General features: G+C 45.0%; 14 protein-coding genes. 7 read left to right on the top strand and 7 right to left on the bottom strand.

The annotated features are described in order from the left end of the window. Positions 1–26 precede the first annotated feature (26 nt). From OGX94_RS20600 to OGX94_RS20575, 6 genes are all read right to left on the bottom strand, one after another. A complete protein-coding gene (locus OGX94_RS20600; RefSeq protein ID WP_001290573.1) occupies positions 27–782 on the bottom strand; it encodes a M48 family metallopeptidase in 756 nt (251 codons plus the stop codon). Then, entirely contained in the window at positions 779–4,063 is a 3,285-nt protein-coding gene (locus OGX94_RS20595) for a type I restriction endonuclease subunit R (protein ID WP_286569869.1), read from the bottom strand. The genes OGX94_RS20600 and OGX94_RS20595 overlap by 4 nt, the downstream gene beginning before the upstream one ends. Positions 4,064–4,133: 70 nt before the next feature. Further along, positions 4,134–5,918 carry a cold shock domain-containing protein gene (locus OGX94_RS20590; RefSeq protein ID WP_149462183.1) on the bottom strand — a complete coding sequence of 595 codons (1,785 nt, stop codon included), beginning with the start codon at positions 5,916–5,918 and terminating at the stop codon, positions 4,134–4,136. A 22-nt stretch (positions 5,919–5,940) separates the two neighbouring features. After that, positions 5,941–6,624, bottom strand: a complete 684-nt coding sequence (locus OGX94_RS20585; protein WP_149462184.1) for a YecA/YgfB family protein — start codon at positions 6,622–6,624, stop codon at positions 5,941–5,943. Then, the gene (locus OGX94_RS20580; protein WP_149462185.1) at positions 6,621–7,796 is read right to left on the bottom strand and encodes a restriction endonuclease subunit S; all 1,176 of its coding nucleotides are present in this window, start codon (positions 7,794–7,796) and stop codon (positions 6,621–6,623) included. The genes OGX94_RS20585 and OGX94_RS20580 overlap by 4 nt, the downstream gene beginning before the upstream one ends. Beyond that, positions 7,786–9,309, bottom strand: a complete 1,524-nt coding sequence (locus OGX94_RS20575; protein ID WP_094888002.1) for a type I restriction-modification system subunit M — start codon at positions 9,307–9,309, stop codon at positions 7,786–7,788. Before OGX94_RS20575 ends, OGX94_RS20580 begins: the two co-directional genes overlap by 11 nt. Before the next feature lie 306 nt (positions 9,310–9,615). Here OGX94_RS20575 and OGX94_RS20570 point away from each other — a divergent pair, with 306 nt between their 5' ends. The 6 genes from OGX94_RS20570 (at position 9,616) to OGX94_RS20545 (ending at position 17,385) form a co-directional block, all read left to right on the top strand. Continuing rightward, positions 9,616–10,848 (top strand): hypothetical protein, encoded by a 1,233-nt coding sequence (locus OGX94_RS20570; protein WP_306490180.1) that lies wholly within the window; start codon positions 9,616–9,618, stop codon positions 10,846–10,848. A gap of 506 nt (positions 10,849–11,354) precedes the next feature. Then, the gene (locus tag OGX94_RS20565) at positions 11,355–12,485 is read left to right on the top strand and encodes a hypothetical protein (protein WP_172741529.1); all 1,131 of its coding nucleotides are present in this window, start codon (positions 11,355–11,357) and stop codon (positions 12,483–12,485) included. Positions 12,486–12,627: 142 nt separating this feature from the next. Continuing rightward, a complete protein-coding gene (locus OGX94_RS20560) occupies positions 12,628–13,764 on the top strand; it encodes a tyrosine-type recombinase/integrase (protein WP_001721477.1) in 1,137 nt (378 codons plus the stop codon). Between the two features lie 142 nt (positions 13,765–13,906). After that, positions 13,907–14,107, top strand: a complete 201-nt coding sequence (locus OGX94_RS20555) for a helix-turn-helix transcriptional regulator (protein WP_000281555.1) — start codon at positions 13,907–13,909, stop codon at positions 14,105–14,107. Then, positions 14,097–14,735 carry a hypothetical protein gene (locus OGX94_RS20550; RefSeq protein WP_001721479.1) on the top strand — a complete coding sequence of 213 codons (639 nt, stop codon included), beginning with the start codon at positions 14,097–14,099 and terminating at the stop codon, positions 14,733–14,735. The genes OGX94_RS20555 and OGX94_RS20550 overlap by 11 nt, the downstream gene beginning before the upstream one ends. A gap of 49 nt (positions 14,736–14,784) precedes the next feature. Beyond that, complete coding sequence (locus tag OGX94_RS20545; RefSeq protein ID WP_149462188.1) at positions 14,785–17,385, top strand: DNA polymerase type-B family protein; 2,601 nt, start codon at positions 14,785–14,787, stop codon at positions 17,383–17,385. 48 nt (positions 17,386–17,433) lie between these two features. On the opposite strand, the gene OGX94_RS20540 is transcribed toward OGX94_RS20545, so the two are convergent. Next, the gene (locus OGX94_RS20540; protein ID WP_000280681.1) at positions 17,434–17,760 is read right to left on the bottom strand and encodes a hypothetical protein; all 327 of its coding nucleotides are present in this window, start codon (positions 17,758–17,760) and stop codon (positions 17,434–17,436) included. A 389-nt stretch (positions 17,761–18,149) separates the two neighbouring features. On the opposite strand from OGX94_RS20540, the gene OGX94_RS20535 reads away from it, so the two are divergent. Beyond that, positions 18,150–18,689 carry a DeoR family transcriptional regulator gene (locus OGX94_RS20535; protein ID WP_242637996.1) on the top strand — a complete coding sequence of 180 codons (540 nt, stop codon included), beginning with the start codon at positions 18,150–18,152 and terminating at the stop codon, positions 18,687–18,689. Positions 18,690–18,717 lie beyond the last annotated feature (28 nt).

Raw genomic sequence — 18,717 nt, 5'->3', positions numbered from 1 at the left:
ATGAGCCCATTGGAATAAGTTAGAAACTACATATCTGCCAACAACATCCCAGCCATACCATCCAGTCGCTTCTTAACCTTTTCCCAGCCCGGCATAACCTGCCCCATCAGACGGTAAAACTCCTCGCTGTGGTTGTGCTCAGCCACATGGCATAACTCATGTAGCAAAACATAATCGATACATTCTGAGGATGCCTTAACCAGCCATGGATTCAGGGTCAGACAGCCTTTTGCTGAACAGTTGCCCCATTGCGTTTGCATCGCCCGCAGACGTATCGGAGGACGCTCACTGACCCAAAGGGTCTGCGGAATCAGTAAATCAAGCCTGCGCTGAAAAACATCTCTGGCACGTTCCCGATACCATTCAGCCAGCAAGGCTTTAATCTTTTCTGCCGATTTGTGTCTGACAGTCACTTCCAGACGCCCACGCAACATTTTCACTCGTTGCGGCACAGTAGCGTCTTCTGTCACTTTCAACTGATATTGCTTACCGAGATAATAATGGCTTTCTCCGCTGACATACTGACGCGGAACAATGTGTATCTGTTGCTCCCTGAAATCACGCAGTTGCTGGTATATCCAGCGCCCACGTTTTTTCAGCGCAGACAATACCTCGTGCTCCGGTGTTTCAGGCGGTACAGAGGCCACAACCCGGCAGTCCGGATAAACCTTAATGAGCACCCTGCCCTTTACGACCTGACGCGGAACACACTGTACGACGATGACCTCATCACCATAGACAATGCGTAACGCTTTCATTGATGGCGATTCTTTTTCACTCATGATTTCATCAAACCAACGCGCAGTATCTGGATGATGGTTTCAACAATACGGTTAACCTGATTCATTCCGGCACCAATTTCCCGGCAGGCCGTAAACAGCAGTGGTAGCAGACTTGTCTTAACGACTTTCTCAATGTCCTGGGGGTTCAGGGAGTTTTCTGCCACCGCTTTGACGATAATGTTGTCCACTTCAAAAGCCAGCTTCGTCCACTTATCCTGCACCTGAACGTCGTTTACCGCAAAAACCTCAGGTAGCTCTTTTTTAAATACACCGTAATACGCCTGAGCATGCTTGTTTACCGCCAGTGCATCCGGGATATCGCTGAGCTTACGGGCTTCAACCTGTTCTTCAAATTCACGGAACAAAAGGTACTGTTTCAGCGGATGGTCAAACAGTTTTTCAGCCTCTTCGATAGCCATACGCAGGAGTTTTGAAAATGCCTCCTGAGCATACGGGTCATCACGCAATTCCTGCTCAATCATCTTTGTCACACGGGTTTTAATGATGTCGGTTTCATTGCGGGTTTTATTGTTGTCCCACTCTTCGGGCTTTTCGCTCTTGCCCATTTTACCGACTTCATACACGCCATCCGGTTCACGAACTTCAACGCCGGTGACATGCTTATCCAGCAGTTTTTTCACCTGCTCAGCGTAGTCGTCATAATTGACCTGCTCTCCACTTACCTGCATCGCCCACTGGCGCAGGCTGGACATCTGTTTTACGGTTTCTTTATAGAGATTTCGGTCTTGTTCCGTAAAGCTCTTGTCGGTGAAGAAGGTAGCGGACTGCAGTGCCACTTTCAGGCATCCGGCAATGGCCGTTAACGCCTCGAAGAAATCATCACGGGTTTTCTGATGGATATCGACCATCTCTCCATCACGCTCTTCCATTTTAGGCACCAGTACTGCACGCAACTGCTCAGTATCATTTTTGTTTTTAACACCGGAAAATATGGCCCACAACTGGTTATACAGATGCGGCAGACGCTTGTATTCAGAGCTCATGGCGCTGTACAGCCCGTCAATATCCTTGATGTCGTATCCGCCCTGAGTTCGGGAAGCGAGATCCTGATATTTACCGATAGTCGTGTCCAGCTCAGCCAGAATGCCGCGATAATCAATCAGCAGGCCAAACTTTTTCAGTGGATGCAGTCGATTCACCCTGGCAATCGCCTGGATAAGGTTGTGGGACTTAAGCGGCTTGTCGATATACAGCACGGTATTTTTCGGTTCATCAAACCCGGTGAGCAGTTTATCAACGACGATCAGTAATTTGAGCTTATCATCAGTATCGAAACGACTGATGATGTTGCGGGTATACGCGGACTCATCCTGAGTGCCGACATTGTCCTTCCACCATGTCGTCACTTCCGGCAGTTTGCTTTCATCCACCTCGGTATTCCCTTCCCGGGTATCAGGCGGGCTGATAACTACAGCCGACTCAAACAACCCGGCTTCATCAAGATACTTTTTATATTTGATGGCGGAAATCTTGCTGTCACAGGCAAGTTGCCCTTTCAGCCCCTCATCAATATTCTTCGAGAAGTGTGTGGCGATATCGAGTGCGATCAGCCGGATGCGGTCATCTGCACTATAAACCTCACCTTTACGGGCATATTTACGCTTAAGGTCGGCTTTTTGCGCTTCGCTTAACCCATCGGTAATACGATCAAACCAGGCATCTATTGCCCGGTCGTTTACCTCAAGATCAGGAATACGCTCCTCGTAGAGCAGAGGCGTCACCGCCTGATCTTCTACCGCCCGCTGCATGGTATAAGCGTGGACAATCGGCCCGAATTTATTGGTGGTCTTATCTTCTTTCAGCAATGGCGTACCGGTAAATGCCACAAAGGCGGCGTTCGGCAGGGCCAGTTTCATTCGCACATGGTTCTCGCCACCCTGGCTGCGGTGTCCTTCATCAATCAGAACGATGATGTCGGGGCTGGTATTGACGCATTCAGGCAATTTTGTCGCTGAGTTAAATTTCTGGATAAGGGTAAAGATTATACGTTCTTTACCAGAGCCAATCTGCTGTGCCAGCTTCTGACCTGAGGTCGCCATCGCTTTGGCCTTATCATCCTTCCCGGCCAGTTCTCCACCAGAAGCGAAAGTACCGCTGAGCTGCCCTTCAAGATCGACACGGTCCGTCACCACCACAATGCGACACTGCTTCAGGCTGTCATGAAGGATCAGCGCCTTGCTGAGGAAAACCATGGTGTACGATTTACCTGACCCCGTGGTATGCCAGATCACCCCACCTTCCCTGCCCCCATCCGGTCTGCGGGTGCTTATGCGTTCCAGCAGTCTTTTAATCCCGAACACCTGCTGATAGCGGGCGACAATCTTTCCGGTCTTTTTATCAAACAGGGTGAAGAAGCGGGTCATCTCCAGCAGACGTTCCGGCGAAAGCAGGCTGATAAGCAGCTTATCCTGTCCACTGACGGCCAGTTCACCAGCGGCTACTAACTGTTGGTACCAGTCGAGATCGGCTGAAGGACGATGATCAAACAACGCATGAATTTGTTCAGTCGATAACTTATGGTTGCGCAGCGCATACATCTGCGCATCAGTAATATCTTCTTCGCGCCATGCCGCCCAGAATTTCATTGGTGTATGACAGGTACCGTAGCGCCCGTCATGCCCGTTAATCGACAGTAATATCTGGCTGTAAGCAAACAGCTGCGGGATTTCATCATTGAGCTGATTTCGGATACTCTGGGATATCCCTTCGTCAATGGTTGGCCCTTTCTTGCCGTGACCCGCCGGGCTTTTCGCTTCAATGACGGCCAGCGGGATACCATTCACAAAACACACAATATCCGGTCTGCGGGTTTCGACACCGCCTGACCGCAATACCGTAAATTCTTCGGTAAAATGGAACTGGTTATTTTCCGGATGTTCCCAGTCGATCAGCGCAATGGTGGGGTTCACCTTCTTGCCATCGACAAACTCCGTGACGGCGATACCGTAGAGCAGATGGTTATACATCCGCTCATTGGCTTTCAGCAGCCCTTCATTCAGCGCCGGAGAACAAACCTGCGATATCAGGTTATCCAGTGCCTTTTCCGATAACTGGCAAGTTTTACCGCCCGCCATAAAGGAACGCTTCGACAACGCCTCACGCAGAACCGGACGCAGCACCACCTCATCCTGTTTATAGCCCCGATAACCCATAATCTGTTTCGGGGGTAAAAACGTCCAGCCGAGGCTGGTCAGTAACGTCAGTGCCGGGATTTTGGCGCTGTATTCTTCCTGGAATTTAGGTTGGTAGTGCTTATCCACCCGGTAATCCTTCTTGGCTAAGAGGTGAAACTGTATGTCTGTACGGACATACTCAAAAATGAGCGAAGACTTATGATGAAAAGAACGGCGAGTCCCGGTAAAGGCGATCATACTTGGCCTGTTCTGTTTCACCCTTGTTTACATTACCAAATTTCTCCTGATGCGTCGTACAGCAGGAACCACAGGATGCACAAATAAATCGTCCTTCTGAACATTTTTCATGCAAATCTCTGGCGTCAATTATTTCGCTGCATTTGTAACCAATACAGTGATTAATGTAATACCCGATACCAAACTGTTCGCAGGAATGACTGGCACATTTAAAGACGGTCAGGCGATACGCGGCCTGGAAAGGTTGTTTCACAAATCCTTTCGACTTTGTATCCCAGACGCTGACTTCGACACGAGCATATTTCATATCTGGAACCATCAGCACCCCACAACTTCGGCAATGCAAGCGGGAATGTAATTCTCTGATACGGTTGAAATACCCAGCCAGTTTAATTGGGAAATCCCGCTTAGATGGTTCTCCTGCAACCATATAGGTCATGCCATAGTGCGCAAGCCAGTCATAAATAGTAAAGTCGATGTAATCCCGACTGAGCTCGGGTAGTACCTGCGGATCATGGCAGACTTTCGAACGACAAAGGTATTTTTTCTCTATCGTTCCATCAGACTGTTTTGCATTCCAGTGAAATGCTTCACAGGATAATTTTAAATTCCGGGAACGAATTTTCAATGAGCTACACTGTGGGAACAATTTGAAAACAGAAGGATGGCTTACCGGGATTTTACCCGACAACACTCCCTGCCATATCTCATGCAGAATAATACTCAGAACGGACTGTTCATCGTTACGCCCAATCAGCGGTAACAATTTACTCAGAATAAAGTATTCAGGGTCAGAAGAAAATTCAGCATTTGATTCAACATCATTAACAAAACTGAAATCTTTTCTGAACATCTTCTGTTTAATCAAATACGCACTGGTAAAAGGGCTAATCACGGAATGCTTGTAAAATTGCTCTCTCGATGAGAATTTCTGCTGATAGGCATCACGGACAAACGGTTTTATATCCATTTTATTTTTCGTGAAACTACGTCGAACAAAATTCTCTATATCATCATGCCGATGCTCAAGAATCCGCTCGCTACTTATACAATCGTAAAAAGCCAGGTAGAGAATAGCACTTATAGATATATGGCTGAGTAATTCATTGATGATGTCCGATGTTGAAGCCCCCTGGCAATCCGTAGCTGCAGAACACCTTTTCACCCAAACAGCGAACTGATCAATGTTATTATCGATAAATGACGAAGGCATGACCACAGGAGATATTTGTTGTGCGGTCAAATCATCAAAATTCTTATCAGAGGCGAAAAGTGCAAACTGGTTATCGTAGTTACGTGATTTTAAAAATAGCGGCAAGACTTTTGTAGCAGCTATATCACTGGTAACTAACCGAATTATAGCCCTTTCGCCAAAGGACTGAGTGAGGAAATTAATAACGCAGTCACGATAACGCCAACGAGCGAAATCAACGCCCTCCTCAATAATAGCGCGGAGATATTCAATAAGGAGCTCAGCCGTCTCCTCATCTGTTTTATCAAGAATGTGAACGTTAAAAGCCGTAGACTTACCATTTTTACCTATACCTTCCCTGAACAGCACCGGTGTATTGTCAGCAGGTGTATAGTTCCGGCTTATCTCATTCTTATGAAAAAACAGCTCATTACCATTCTCTGATAAGAGAAAGCCAAAGTTATTCTCCCGATCCGTTTTACTATTATAGCCTCCGAACCAGAGAACATTTCCCATGTACCACCGGGAACGATCCAGATTGTTCACTGCCATGAACAAGCCCCCTTCCGCTTTGTCAGTGCAGGCAGCACTTTTTAAATTTTTTACCGCTGCCACACTGACACGGGTCATTACGACCGGGCAGTTTTTCTGCCCCCTTCACGGGTACAGTCTGAGATGATGCCTCTGACATTCTCACCGACAACCAGTGCTGATAAAGCGCCAGTGCCGCAGGCTGAATGAGAGTAATACTCTGTTCAAATTGAACAGGTGACATTTTCTCAACCACTGGGAAGTTCTTTTCAATACCATGAAGGGCTATCGCCTCCAGCGAGGGACGTAAGGCCTCTGGCAAGGCTGACCAGTCATCCAGAGACCGGCCTTTCATATACCCGAAACACCACTCTTCGACGATGGTATATGTCTTCCCCTTCACCTCACGTCCATTGAAAATCGGTTCAAACTGTTCAGGGGCCTCATACAGGCAGCCAGCGATATCGTTCATATGCTGAAAACACAGCCCCACAAAACGCGTCATCTCTTTTTCAGTGGTCCAGCGAGGGTGGTAATCACCTCGCCCCCAGATAGCACTGAGCCAGGTATTAGGGGAAATCGTATTCGGGCCAGAGACAATCGCCGTCAGAAAGCCATCCAGCTCAGAGAAACAGAGCACAGAGTCATCATTGCCGTATTTCATCAACACCTCTTCCAGCCAGTCGATTTCCCGGTCAATCAGCGGCCCGCTTTTCGTCAGTTTCATTCGGCAACCGCCTCATCGACCTTAACACGACGTTTGCCAGTCAGTAGCTGTTGCATCAGGGCTTTTTTCTCATCTCTCAGGCAGGCGAGTTTTTTCTCAAGTGTGTAGATTTCGGCGTCGGCTGCGGACAGCACGGTGGCGATCTTTTGTTGCTCTTCGATACAGGGCAAATTAATGATATGCGTTTTAATGTTTCCGGTTATTTGTGGTTGACCGGAACCGGATATTAAATACTTCAGATCACTGCCATTCAGAGTATAGAATAGAAATTTTTTACTCACGTAGGAATAGTTATCCGTATTGATAACCATTGCATTTCCGGTAATCCACGATTTTGCTTGAGTCCAATTGACTATGCCGCATGTGCTACCCCGGCAAGTTACGGCTATTTGTTCAGTTTCGTGGTTAAACTCTTGATAAAATCCAATAACTCCATTTGCGCCATAAACTGGATACCCCGAATCAGACATCATAGACTGGGATATTGTTTTTGGTTGATAAACATCAGCTACATCTGAAAGAAGTTTTTTCTCCCATTTACCATTAAACCTCACCCCACTTTCATCCAGCAAGCGTTTCTTCCCAGTAAGCAATTGCTGCATCAGGGCTTTTTTCTGCTGCTGGCTGTTGGTGAGAAGCTTTTCCGTCACCGAAATAGCTTTATCCCAGGTAGACAGGATTTGGGCGATTTTCTTTTGTTCGAGGAAAGGCGGTAGATTGATCAATATCTCACCGCAATCTGGAACTCTCATATGAGCTACAGTACCGCCATTGCTAAAATCTTCAATTTGTTTCTGGCAGAAGGGACTTGATAACGAGTAGAACAAGAAATAGTTATCTGAAAGGCAGGTATCAGCTCGATACATCATCGTTCTTTGCCCGAGGAAAATACCTTCAGCATCTTGCAGGACACCAGCTTCTCCTACAGGTGCTTCACGTGTAAAGATGATATCACCTACTTGCGGTTTTCCGCGTCGAACCCATTGCAGGTAAGTGTCTTCAGTCACATATCTGACGTCTTCAGTATTAACCCTTCCATTACGTACATTCGTGGTACGAATCATCTTAAAGGGAGTTTCATAATCAACAACTGGAGCTGTTTTATTTACGCAATCGATTATAGACTCGCACACATCCTTAATCGGTACTCGTTTCCACCCCTTAGGCACCATAACCCAGCTCCTCCAGATAACCCGCCATCTGCGTTTCCAATTTCGCCAGTTCCGCTTTCAATTCCTCCCGCTCAGCACGAACGGCAAGTAAATCGATATCTTCTTCTTCTTCAAAGGTATCGACATAGCGCGGAATATTGAGGTTGTAATCGTTGTCCTGAATCTCCTTCAGGCTGGCAAGGTAGGCATATTTCTCGACGCTATCGCCATCACGGTAGGTCTTGACGATTTTCTCGATGTTTTCTGCGCTGAGCTGGTTCTGGTTTTTACCTGCCTTAAATTCACGGCTGGCGTCGATAAACAGCACCTTGTCATCCACTTTCTGCTTTTTAAAAATCAGAATTGCAGCAGGAATACCCGTACCGTAGAACAGTTTTTCAGGCAGGCCAATCACCGCATCGAGTAGGTTTTCATCAATCAGCTTCTGACGAATTTTGCCTTCGCTGGAGCCACGGAACAGCACACCGTGCGGCACCACTACGCCCATACGACCCGTTCCCGGTTTCAGGGTTTCGATCATATGCGAGATAAAGGCGTAATCCCCTTTAGTCTTCGGCGGTACACCGCGACGGAAACGCCCAAACTTATCATTCTCGGCCTCGTCATGGCCCCACTTATCCAGGCTGAACGGTGGGTTTGCGGTCACGATATCAAACAGCATCAGGTCGCCGTTTTTATCCAACAACTTCGGGTTACGAATGGTATCGCCCCACTCGATTTTGTGGTTATCTTCGCCGTGCAGGAACATGTTCATTTTCGCCAGCGACCACGTGGAGCCAATCGCTTCCTGACCGAACAACGCATAGTTGCGGCTATCATGTCCTGAGACAATTTTACGCCCGCACTTCATTAGCAACGAACCGGAACCACAGGCCGGGTCGCAGATTGTATCACCGGGTTGAGGATCAAGCAGTTCAGCGATGAGATCCGAAACTTCCGGTGGGGTATAGAATTCCCCGGCTTTCTGCCCACCGCTGGCAGCAAAGTTTTTGATCAGATATTCGTAAGCATTACCGATAACGTCCAGCGTACCGACACGGCTTGGCTTCAGGTTAAGATCTTCACCGGCAAAGTCTTCCAGCAACTGACGCAGGATGGTGTTCTTCTGTTTTTCTTCGCCCAGACGGTCAGTGTTAAACGAAATATCCTGGAAGACACTTTTCCCGGCATCTTTCAGTTTGGTGCCGTTGGCTTCTTCAATCGCATGCAGCGCCTGATCGATACGCTCACCGTTGCCCGGCTCATGACGTCGCTCGTACAACGCATAGAAACTGGCGCTTTTCGGCAACACGAAGCGCTCGTTCGCCATCATCGCTTCAATCAGTTCCGGCTCATCACCATATTGCACTTTATATTCGTCGTAGTGATCCTGCCAGACATCCGAAATGTACTTAAGGAATAGCATGGTAAGGATAAAGTCTTTATAGGTATCAGCACTGATGGTGCCACGGAACGTATCACACGCGGCCCACAGGGCTTTGTTGATCGTGTCCTGACTGATTTTGTCGTTCATGAATCATCCTGGTCTGAAGAAAAAGCTAGCGATGCAGGGCTTTGCATCTTAAAAATTGCGGTAAATGATACCGTAAGATGCCTCCCCTGACACGCCAATATCGCAGCATTCAGGTTTGCATCATCCCCGTAATATCGACATGAGACAGACTGACACAACCGGGCTCGTCACTCGCTAAAAACCAATTATCTTAGTAAGATAGCATCCATATTAGCCATGGTGTAAAACTGCCGTTGGGGTAATGATGATCCATATATCACCCATTCTGGTGTGTGAAGCTGACATCATCCATAATCGGCAACGTTGATGCCCTTTGATAGTAATGATGACCGTCAATGTGATTCCCCTGCTGACTGGAGGTCTCCGGATAGAATGAGTATTGCCAACTGCGCTATCGGCCCACTTTATGATGAGCAAATAAAAAAAACACTTATGTATGCTGACCATAAATTCAAGCGGCTAATGAATACACGAATGTCGTTACTCGAACATTTATCACCCCACTATGACTTATCTTCCATGTTCAGCTATGAGTTGGAGGGAAGAGTTTTTCGGATTAAATTGATCAAGCCTGAGATTAAATTATCTCGCCAGCAGTTGATCTTCTCCTCACTCTTTTTAGAGCAAGATTTTCTAAAAGAATATAAAAAACACATCTCAAATACTCTACAAAAAACAATCAAACAGTGCATTAAAAAATACAAACAAAAAATCAAAATCGAGCCTTCTATTTTAGATTACATATCAACGTCACCCCGCAATACGTCGAGTTATGTATTACATGAGATAGTTTTTGAATCTAAACATTGCGATGTAATTCGCAATATTAAAAATGATATATTGCTTGATGAACTAACGTTGAATGGGCGAATCACTAACATTTCCAAATACATTAAAAATAGTCGAGATAAAATCGTCGAACATATAGAGTTCTGCACTCATAAATTTGTCAATATAAGTCGTAAGAATCGCCACATTTTCAACACCACCACAATATCTGGCAGAAAACCTAACATCACTGGTGTTTTACTTTGCCTTTCAGAATTGATAAGCAACCTGCATATTTACCCAACTGAAATTAATAATATAAGAAATGCCATAATATTAAGCATTGTATACTCTGTACTTCAACATCTTCAATCCGGAAGAGAAACAGAAAAAACCAAAACCTCTCCAGCACTGGATTTTATCCCCACCATCATCGCACCTCATGTTTTCTACCTGGCGAAACGCGAAAAATCCTCTCAATATAAATACATTGAAAAAGAATACCTTCTCGGCCAGTTACTTATATTTTTGATGTATAAAACAGTTTACTACTCGATTCATAACATCAGGGTAAGCCATAAGCACTTCTATAACGATATAAAACCAAAATTAATGGCATTAAAAAAAGAAAGCTTATTAAGCACCAATTTCATGAAAAATCGAAGTGAGATTAGAGGTGAAGTCTTTGGTGATGTTGGTAGTATTGAGGCTGATTTAAGGGAAATCAGCACATTGATTCAGCGGCGGAAGGCATTATTTATTTCCTTTTAACTTCAAAACGATAAAAACAAATGAGAGACTGAATAAATATCAACCTCTCATATTGTTAATAAGTTTCAACTTTAATATCTGAGAAATCATTCTATCTGGGCCTTGTGGACATTAATCCTCCTGGCAACATACGACTCAAAGTTTCAGCCTTGTATAGTCATCATCAATAGTACAGGATTGGGTGCTGCTCGCATGTATCATTCTGGTATTAATACTGATCATAAGGGGTAACTTGTATGTAATTTAAAAACCATCATATCTCAAACCTCACAATGCTCATATTTTGACCATAAAAACTAACCGATTTACACCCGCCACACACCGTCATAACTTATTGTATTTAAATAGCTATAAGCCTCTAACTCACTGATTACACCATTAAATTCAAGCCATATCCTTACGCAGATTCAAGCTTGCCCCTGCTGCCATTCATGTTTTAGGATTACCTCGCTAACACGACATGCTACTTTTTAAATCAGTGCATTAATTCAAACGAGGATAAAATTATGTTCGAGAAAATGAAAAACAATGTACCCCGTGTACCGGGGAATTTAAAAAAACTTAACCAATACCAAAAAGACATTGATCACCTGTCTAAACTATTTTCTGAACAGCAATTACTGGAACTAATGACGACTACCGAATCCGATCAAATATTGCAAATGAAGCCTGCTGTAGATATTCTTCATGTACTATCTCCATCAGCATCTACTGCTAAGCATATCAATTTTTTTCAGCACGTCCCAGTGCTCGAACAATGGTTAAAAAATGAGTGCACTGCCTTTAATTTACTGGCAGTACATTTCTATTCACAGCAATCCCGTAAAAATGTAATTCCAAAAGAAATCTGTATGCTACTGGATGCATTTATTGAAACTGAACTTTCATCTGCGGTTAATGGTAATAATAATGCCGAACTCCTTTCTTGTTTTCAAAACACGCTGGATAAAATGTGCAATACACTAACATTTATAGACCACACAGTTACGGAACAATCAGATCAAGTAGCAATGCTTGATTTCAGCGCAAAAATGCATGAATATACTGTTGAAATCAGGACCTTTTTGAAGTCTGAATACTGGCTAAACAAACTACCTAAGGATATTAACATTCCAGCCATTGACCTATCCTGGCTTGTGTTTTGTTACTTTTGCTCTGAATATCTTTTTGTATTTATTCAAACAACACTCAATACAATGAAGGCAGGAAAAATCATTCGTGATAACTACCTTTATCATCCTAAAATGATTGCATTGATCATTTTATCTATGCTGCCTTATGAAGCCATTCATAACGATGGATCACTGAATAAGTTTAAAACGCCTTTAACCAGCCCTGATGAGTTCATAATCAAATCAATTTGCATTAAAGGTAAGCAAAACACTACGGGGTATAAAAAAGATATCGAACAATTGCTTCGTAAGACATATATCTACATTGCATTACTCTTAAACCCTGAGTGGGCACCATCTTCCAAGGAGTTGATTTCATTTTTATCAGGAAAGTCCACCGTGATAAGTGGTTCACTCAACTTCCAGTCAACCTCCAGTGGTCTGGGTGTTCAAACTAACAATATCACTCTTCTTAAGAATGAGGTTTACTTCGAAAAAATAGCGAACAAGATCATGAAACTGTAGTTTCTTAATATAATGGCGACATGGAATTGTGTTGCCATTATATCCGAATCAGCATTTTTCACCTGATGAACTGTGAAAGCTGTAACTGGCAGACTATAACCTCACATCGTATTTTTCCAGTGTCATTTACAGGAGAAATACGATGCCTATTCTGGATCTGCGTTTCAGCAACAAATCAATTCACCAACTTCCACATCCCCTCACGGGTTGTCAGGAATACCGTGATATTCAGTGCCAAAACCTGCGTGCACTGGTATATCCAAAACGGATCACGCTGGCCTTTCGCGCCACCATCAAAAATCAACGTATATATGAAACACTGGGTGAATTCCCTCATCTCTGCATTGAGGATGCCCGTCAGCATGTGATGAACCTGCTTGCCGATAAAAATCGCCTTGCTGTTCAGTCCCGTCGATTCACTGTGGAACAGGCCATCAATGACCTGTGGCTACCGGATTTGCAGTTGTATAAAAAGAGTCCTCAGTCAGAGTTGTCAAAACTCAACCTCTACGTTCGCCCGTTCTGGGGCAAGCGGCAACTTCGCGACATCACGGCAGGAGAACTAGAACAATATGCTGCTGGCTTACGGGAAAAATTACGTCCGTCAACAGTAAACCGTATCCTCGCAATATTGTCCAAAATATGCTCTCTGGCAGTACGTGCTGGATGGATCACACATTCCCCGATGTCACATGTCCGCTATCTGAAAGAAAATAACATTCGCTATCGCACACTATCACCGACAGAAATCCCGCGCTTTATTGACGCGGCAACAGCGCTGCAAACACCGGCAGCTGATTCTATATTGCTTGCTCTTTATACCGGGATGCGTATTGGAGAGGTATGTACCCTGAAATGGGAGTACTGGCACCCGGATATGCATCAACTCATACTGCCTGATACAAAGTCCGGACACCCTTTCACCTGCCCACTTGCACCTCCAGCCATTGCAGTTGTCCAGTGCCAGCAAGACCTGATGCTCAGCAAAACTTACATTTTTCCACAACTAACCGACAATGCCCGCCCTCTGGCATATCCGCGTGCAACCTTTGCCCGTATTTGTCGGGATGCCAACATTGATAACCTGCGGATGCATGACCTGCGCCGTACCTTTGCCACCCGGGTACTACAGGCGACCGGGGATATTGCAATCGCTTCCCATCTGCTAAATCACCATTCACTCACGGCGACCCGTCGCTACGCTTTTCACAATGCAGCGACATCGCACGCAGTGGTTTCTCAGGTCATAGAAAGTTATGACACAAAAATGAACCTATGATCTGTGATTCGTGATTGATGCAACACTCGTTTAAGGACGGTATTGTCATTGCATGCTTCTGCAGGGCCCTGCATTAAGCCATCAAAGAATGTGGATTGATATTAAATCCGCGTGGCTTCTTCTTCTCTAAAACCGGAGGTTTATGTATTTAACCATTAAGCAGTTTGCAGAAAGATTTAATCTTTCCGCATCCACGGTTGCGTCAGATATATCGCGCAACCCAGGAAAACTCCCGCCCTTCATCAGAATTGGGCGGGCTATACGATTCTCTCTTGATGATATTGTTGAGTGGGAAAATGCACATCGTCAAAACAAACTTAAAGGTGATATAAATGGTTACTAAGAACACAGCAAATAATGCTAATAATGCACTGAACATTCTTCCTGAAGCAGCAAACACAGCTGTAGACAACGATGAAAAATATCTGTCCTTTGCATTAGTTCTCGCTATCACGATTATGGACAACTTAGTAAAGCTCATCGGCACAGATGGCTTCGTACTTTATACCTACACCCTGCAGGACACGGCTACTGCTCGTGCTGTTTTTAATGAATTAGCCAGGCGTCTCAAAAATTTCAATCGTCAGGAGGAGGTCTACACCACCGATTACCTCACCTTTCGAATGAAATACATTTACGGTGTTACCCTGTTCGAACATGATAGTAAATCTATCCTTAACCTTTTTGATAAGAAGGGTTATCCGGTATTGAGTGAATCAGGAGAACCCGGTTCTCTTGATGATATGTATCTTGACATTCAAGCCCGATTACATGGCGGCTACGCCTCGAAAAAGTTTCTTCATTTACATGAACATTGTCTGTTATCTGCACACGTTACCCCGTCTGTGGAAAAGACGCAACGTGGTATCCTGATTAAAGCAGGCAGGAAACTCGTTTCCTTTATCTATGCAGATAATGAATCTCGCAAAAATGATATTTTCAAAGCTGTAGTAGACGTCATTAAATCCTGATTCATTATGCCGGGGGGGACAAACTCCCGGCATTTTTTCGGAGTTAACTATGAGCCATAATTTGCAGGACATCCTCGCTGCCGCCTCGGGGTATCAGTCCGTGACTTCAGAGCCAGCGCTCAATCTTAAAAGACCTAAAACGCTTGATGATTATCCTGTGATACCACCTGCATCAAAAAAAGTATCTGTTATTTCAAGTGACCTGACACTCCATATCGGTTTTGATACCGAATATGTTTTCAACCCTGAAACACGACAGAATGATATTCTGTCATATCAGAGTTATGTCGTCTTACCCGATAACACTGGTGTATCGAACATTATCTATCCACCTGACTCACAGAAAAAATCCCGGCTGTCTTTTAAGGACTTTCTCTGTCAAACGATTACACCGCTTCTTGAAACGGGTGTGATTACAAAATGGCCCGGTATTATTAATATATATGCGCATTTCATTCGTGCGGATATCGCCTCCTTTGCCAATTTCTGGTCAGACTACAAAATTCTTCTGAAAGGAATACGCGGTACTGTCAGCAGCTTCAAAAATCGTTACGGTATCGATTTTGATGAACAGCAGGAACGTCGCGTAAAGACTGAACAGATAATGTTTGACAAACGAACTTCCCCTCCGCGTTGCAGTAACGTAGCTTTCATCGATACACTGCTTATCACTCCCGGGGGTATGGGTCTGGCTGAATGTGGTGAATTACTGGGTCTTCCCAAACTCACCATTCCTGCACCTTATTCCATAACCAATATGCGTGAATATCTTCTGGGCGACAGAGCAGGGTTTGAAGCCTATGCTCTGCGGGATGCCGAGATTGCGGTTCGTTATGCTTTACAGGTTCGCAATTTTTGCGCCCGGGAGCTGATGATTGATCGTGTCCCCGCCACCATCGGGGCGATGGCAGTTTCACGGTTCACCAAAACACTGAAAGAAAACAATATGTCTCCTGAAGTCTGCCTTGGGACACACATTAAAACCCGTGAACTCTGGCTCACGGAGAAACAGGCATTCCGGACGATTAAAAACCCCGCCAGTGTTCCTTCAAGAGAGCTGTTTGAAACGTTCCCGATCAACTGTTACCACGGCGGACGCAATGAGTGTTTTATGATGGGGGTTACACCGTCTGATCACTGGTATGACTACGATCTGGCTGGAGCGTATACCACCGGGCTATTAGATATCCTCACACCCGATTACGGGAACATCCGCCTCAGTAAAAATCCGGACGATTACTGTGGGCATGTAATGGGATTTGCGCTTGTCACATTTCGGTTCCCGGAATCAGTTCCCTATCCCAGCCTGCCGGTTCGGACCGATCAATATGGGTTATTCTTTCCATTAAGTGGCGAATCATGGGCAACGGCACCTGAAATCGCACTTGCTCTGGCACTCGGGGCTGATATTACGATCCATAACGGGATCATCGTCCCCTGGCGCTGTGATACCTCCCCACATAACAGCGAATCAACATCGGTGTTTCTTCCCTTTGTTCAACAGGTCCGGGAGAACCGCAATCGCCATATTAAAGGTTCTCTGGAGGAGAAATTCTGGAAAGAAATTGGCAACTCGCTTTATGGCAAACTTGCTCAGGGGCTTCGCGCCAAAACCGCCTTTGATACTGCCCGTGGGGTAAACAGATCCCTCCCGCCATCATCGGTTACTCAGCCATTCTTTGCTGCGCATGTGACGGGATTTATCCGCGCCGTTGTCGGGGAACTCATGAATGCTTTGCCTTCTGATTCAACCGTTGTCAGCGTCACAACCGATGGCTTTTTGACAAATTGTTCACTTAACAAGATAAACATGAGCGGTCCACTGTCTTCCCGATTCCAGTCGCTGTGCGATATTGTTGATCCGGGCTCATCAATGTTGACATGCAAGCATGAGGTTAGCCAACTTATCGCCATGAAAACCCGGGGGCAGTTAACCTATAAAGCTATTCAGGGAAAACCTGTTGTTCATGCCAGGGCTGGCGTTAAACCTCCTGCCGATATTCCACGCAGTGACTATAACGACTATATGGTAGATCTTTACCTTAATCGTTTACCCGGTCAGACGTTATCCCGAAGTACGTTGATATCAACGCGTGAGATGTGGCTGTCGGAAAGCGATCTGGTATCCCGGGAACAGGATATTCGTCTTAATCTGGAATTCGATTTCAAACGCCAGCCCGTACAGCCCGCCATGAATGAAGGGCATTTACTGATGTCTTCCCGCCCGTGGGATAATATGGAAGAGGCTCTGCAGCAACGCTCCCTTTTCGACGACTGGCGGCAAACGCATACACTGAAGACCCTGGCTGACTGGGATGACTGGTGTGATTTTCTCTATTGCCGGACGGTGTTTTCTGATATGAAACTAAAAGTCGGAAGCAAACGTAGTGATGATATTTTAGTCAGACTATTTCTCCGGGCGCTGACTCAGTGCCAATGGGGGCTGATGCCGAAAGATAAAAAAAGTTATTCCTGTAAAGAGGTTGCTGAATGGCTGACGTCAGAAGGCTATTCAGTAACAGTGACTGATGTAAAAAATGCGGTAAGAGCAAAGATACCCCAAATGAAATTTGGCTCTGTAACACTGCGAATGAAGCGACTGATGGATATCATCGCCCGTAAATATCCGACATTCGGTCTTCCCGTGTGATAAAAGATAAATCGCCCCCAACTCCTTTAACAGAAGTTGGGGGCTTAATCACAGACAATCGGCATCAAAACAGTGAAATAACTGCCGTGCATCAGGATGACCATTTACATGATAGATCCTCATGGCATGACAGGTGATACTCTCGAGATTAGCCGCCAGCCTTTTCCCCATATTCACCAGTATACCATTTGGTATTTTACTGCTTGTGCTGTTTACCGTCAGAATAAAACAACGCGTTTCAACTCTGACCTCAATAAAATCATTTCCAAATAATGTACTCACAACCTGCTTGATTGTTTCTTCATAATCCGTCAAATCAATGATATCACGCCATCTCGCATTTACGAGTTGATACTTTCTGATATGTAAATACATAGAACCGCCTTTATGTTATTTCAACTAAAATGATGTTCTCCGACATTATGTAAATATTAGTGACCATTGTAATTGCTGATAACCTCTCATCACAGGCAGCAACCTTCGTCTCTTACGGTGCCCCTGTCTCTCTGACTTGATGGCAAAAGTGCATGGCCAAATATGCAGCAAAAACAGGTCATGCACAGGTCAGGATAATAATCATCACCCTGAACGTAAAAATACACATGAACAGGATAAGTCCACATGTTATTCGATCAGTCTACGTATGTTTTAGTATATTGATAATTAAAGATTTAATTTTTTTCTCCACCACGGTAAAAGTGGACTCATCTTGTCCGTTGCTTTGCTGAAAATATCCTTTTCGCTGGCGTTAACCGGTTAAACGAATGGGTAAGCACGATAAACTTGGATATCGACTCGGATTGATTTTAACTCGCCTGAACAATGGTGAATCACTAGCCGTCCGGGAGCTATCTGAGGAATTTAACGTTTGCGAAAAAACTATTCGTCGTGATCTTACTCAGCGCCTGTGCTATCTTAGTCTGATTCGACAAAATGGTCGCTATCGCCTGTCTAACGGTGTTCTCGGTCAACGCAGCAATGCTGATTTACGTCATTTCACGCGCATCCTGGGCATTGAAGGGCTGTTCCCTCGCTGGGATGACAGGCTACTGGGTATTTTATTGGGTAACACGAAAAACAACCAGTTTCTGATAAAACAACGCCCATACGAAAACTGCGGATCATTCATGTCAATACTGAATGTATTATCCGATGCCATCCTGTCACAGAAGAAAGTAAATTTTAATTACAAAGATAAAGAGTTTCGGGCTGTTGAGGCATACAGGCTGGTTAATGACAAAGGGTTGTGGTACCTAGGGAAGGTGCGAATAAGCAGGTCATTTCTTCCCAAGCTGACTCGCTGATTAAAATTTCGCGGATCTGGGCCGATTT

Source organism: Citrobacter sp. Cpo037, assembly GCF_030332945.1.
GTDB classification, from domain to species: Bacteria; Pseudomonadota; Gammaproteobacteria; order Enterobacterales; family Enterobacteriaceae; genus Citrobacter; species Citrobacter portucalensis.
Note: the sequence above shows the minus strand (reverse complement) of the source record. Positions and strands in the feature narration are given on the sequence as shown.

Excerpts from the sequence above, each read along its gene's own strand:
- OGX94_RS20600 (WP_001290573.1), bottom strand. The coding sequence starts at position 782 with ATGAGTGAAAAAGAATCGCCATCAATGAAAGCGTTACGCATTGTCTAT.
- OGX94_RS20590 (WP_149462183.1), bottom strand. The coding sequence starts at position 5,918 with ATGGCAGTGAACAATCTGGATCGTTCCCGGTGGTACATGGGAAATGTT.
- OGX94_RS20585 (WP_149462184.1), bottom strand. The coding sequence starts at position 6,624 with ATGAAACTGACGAAAAGCGGGCCGCTGATTGACCGGGAAATCGACTGG.
- OGX94_RS20580 (WP_149462185.1), bottom strand. The coding sequence starts at position 7,796 with ATGGTGCCTAAGGGGTGGAAACGAGTACCGATTAAGGATGTGTGCGAG.
- OGX94_RS20575 (WP_094888002.1), bottom strand. The coding sequence starts at position 9,309 with ATGAACGACAAAATCAGTCAGGACACGATCAACAAAGCCCTGTGGGCC.
- OGX94_RS20570 (WP_306490180.1), top strand. The coding sequence starts at position 9,616 with ATGCCCTTTGATAGTAATGATGACCGTCAATGTGATTCCCCTGCTGAC.
- OGX94_RS20565 (WP_172741529.1), top strand. The coding sequence starts at position 11,355 with ATGTTCGAGAAAATGAAAAACAATGTACCCCGTGTACCGGGGAATTTA.
- OGX94_RS20560 (WP_001721477.1), top strand. The coding sequence starts at position 12,628 with ATGCCTATTCTGGATCTGCGTTTCAGCAACAAATCAATTCACCAACTT.
- OGX94_RS20555 (WP_000281555.1), top strand. The coding sequence starts at position 13,907 with ATGTATTTAACCATTAAGCAGTTTGCAGAAAGATTTAATCTTTCCGCA.
- OGX94_RS20550 (WP_001721479.1), top strand. The coding sequence starts at position 14,097 with ATGGTTACTAAGAACACAGCAAATAATGCTAATAATGCACTGAACATT.
- OGX94_RS20545 (WP_149462188.1), top strand. The coding sequence starts at position 14,785 with ATGAGCCATAATTTGCAGGACATCCTCGCTGCCGCCTCGGGGTATCAG.
- OGX94_RS20540 (WP_000280681.1), bottom strand. The coding sequence starts at position 17,760 with ATGTATTTACATATCAGAAAGTATCAACTCGTAAATGCGAGATGGCGT.
- OGX94_RS20535 (WP_242637996.1), top strand. The coding sequence starts at position 18,150 with ATGGGTAAGCACGATAAACTTGGATATCGACTCGGATTGATTTTAACT.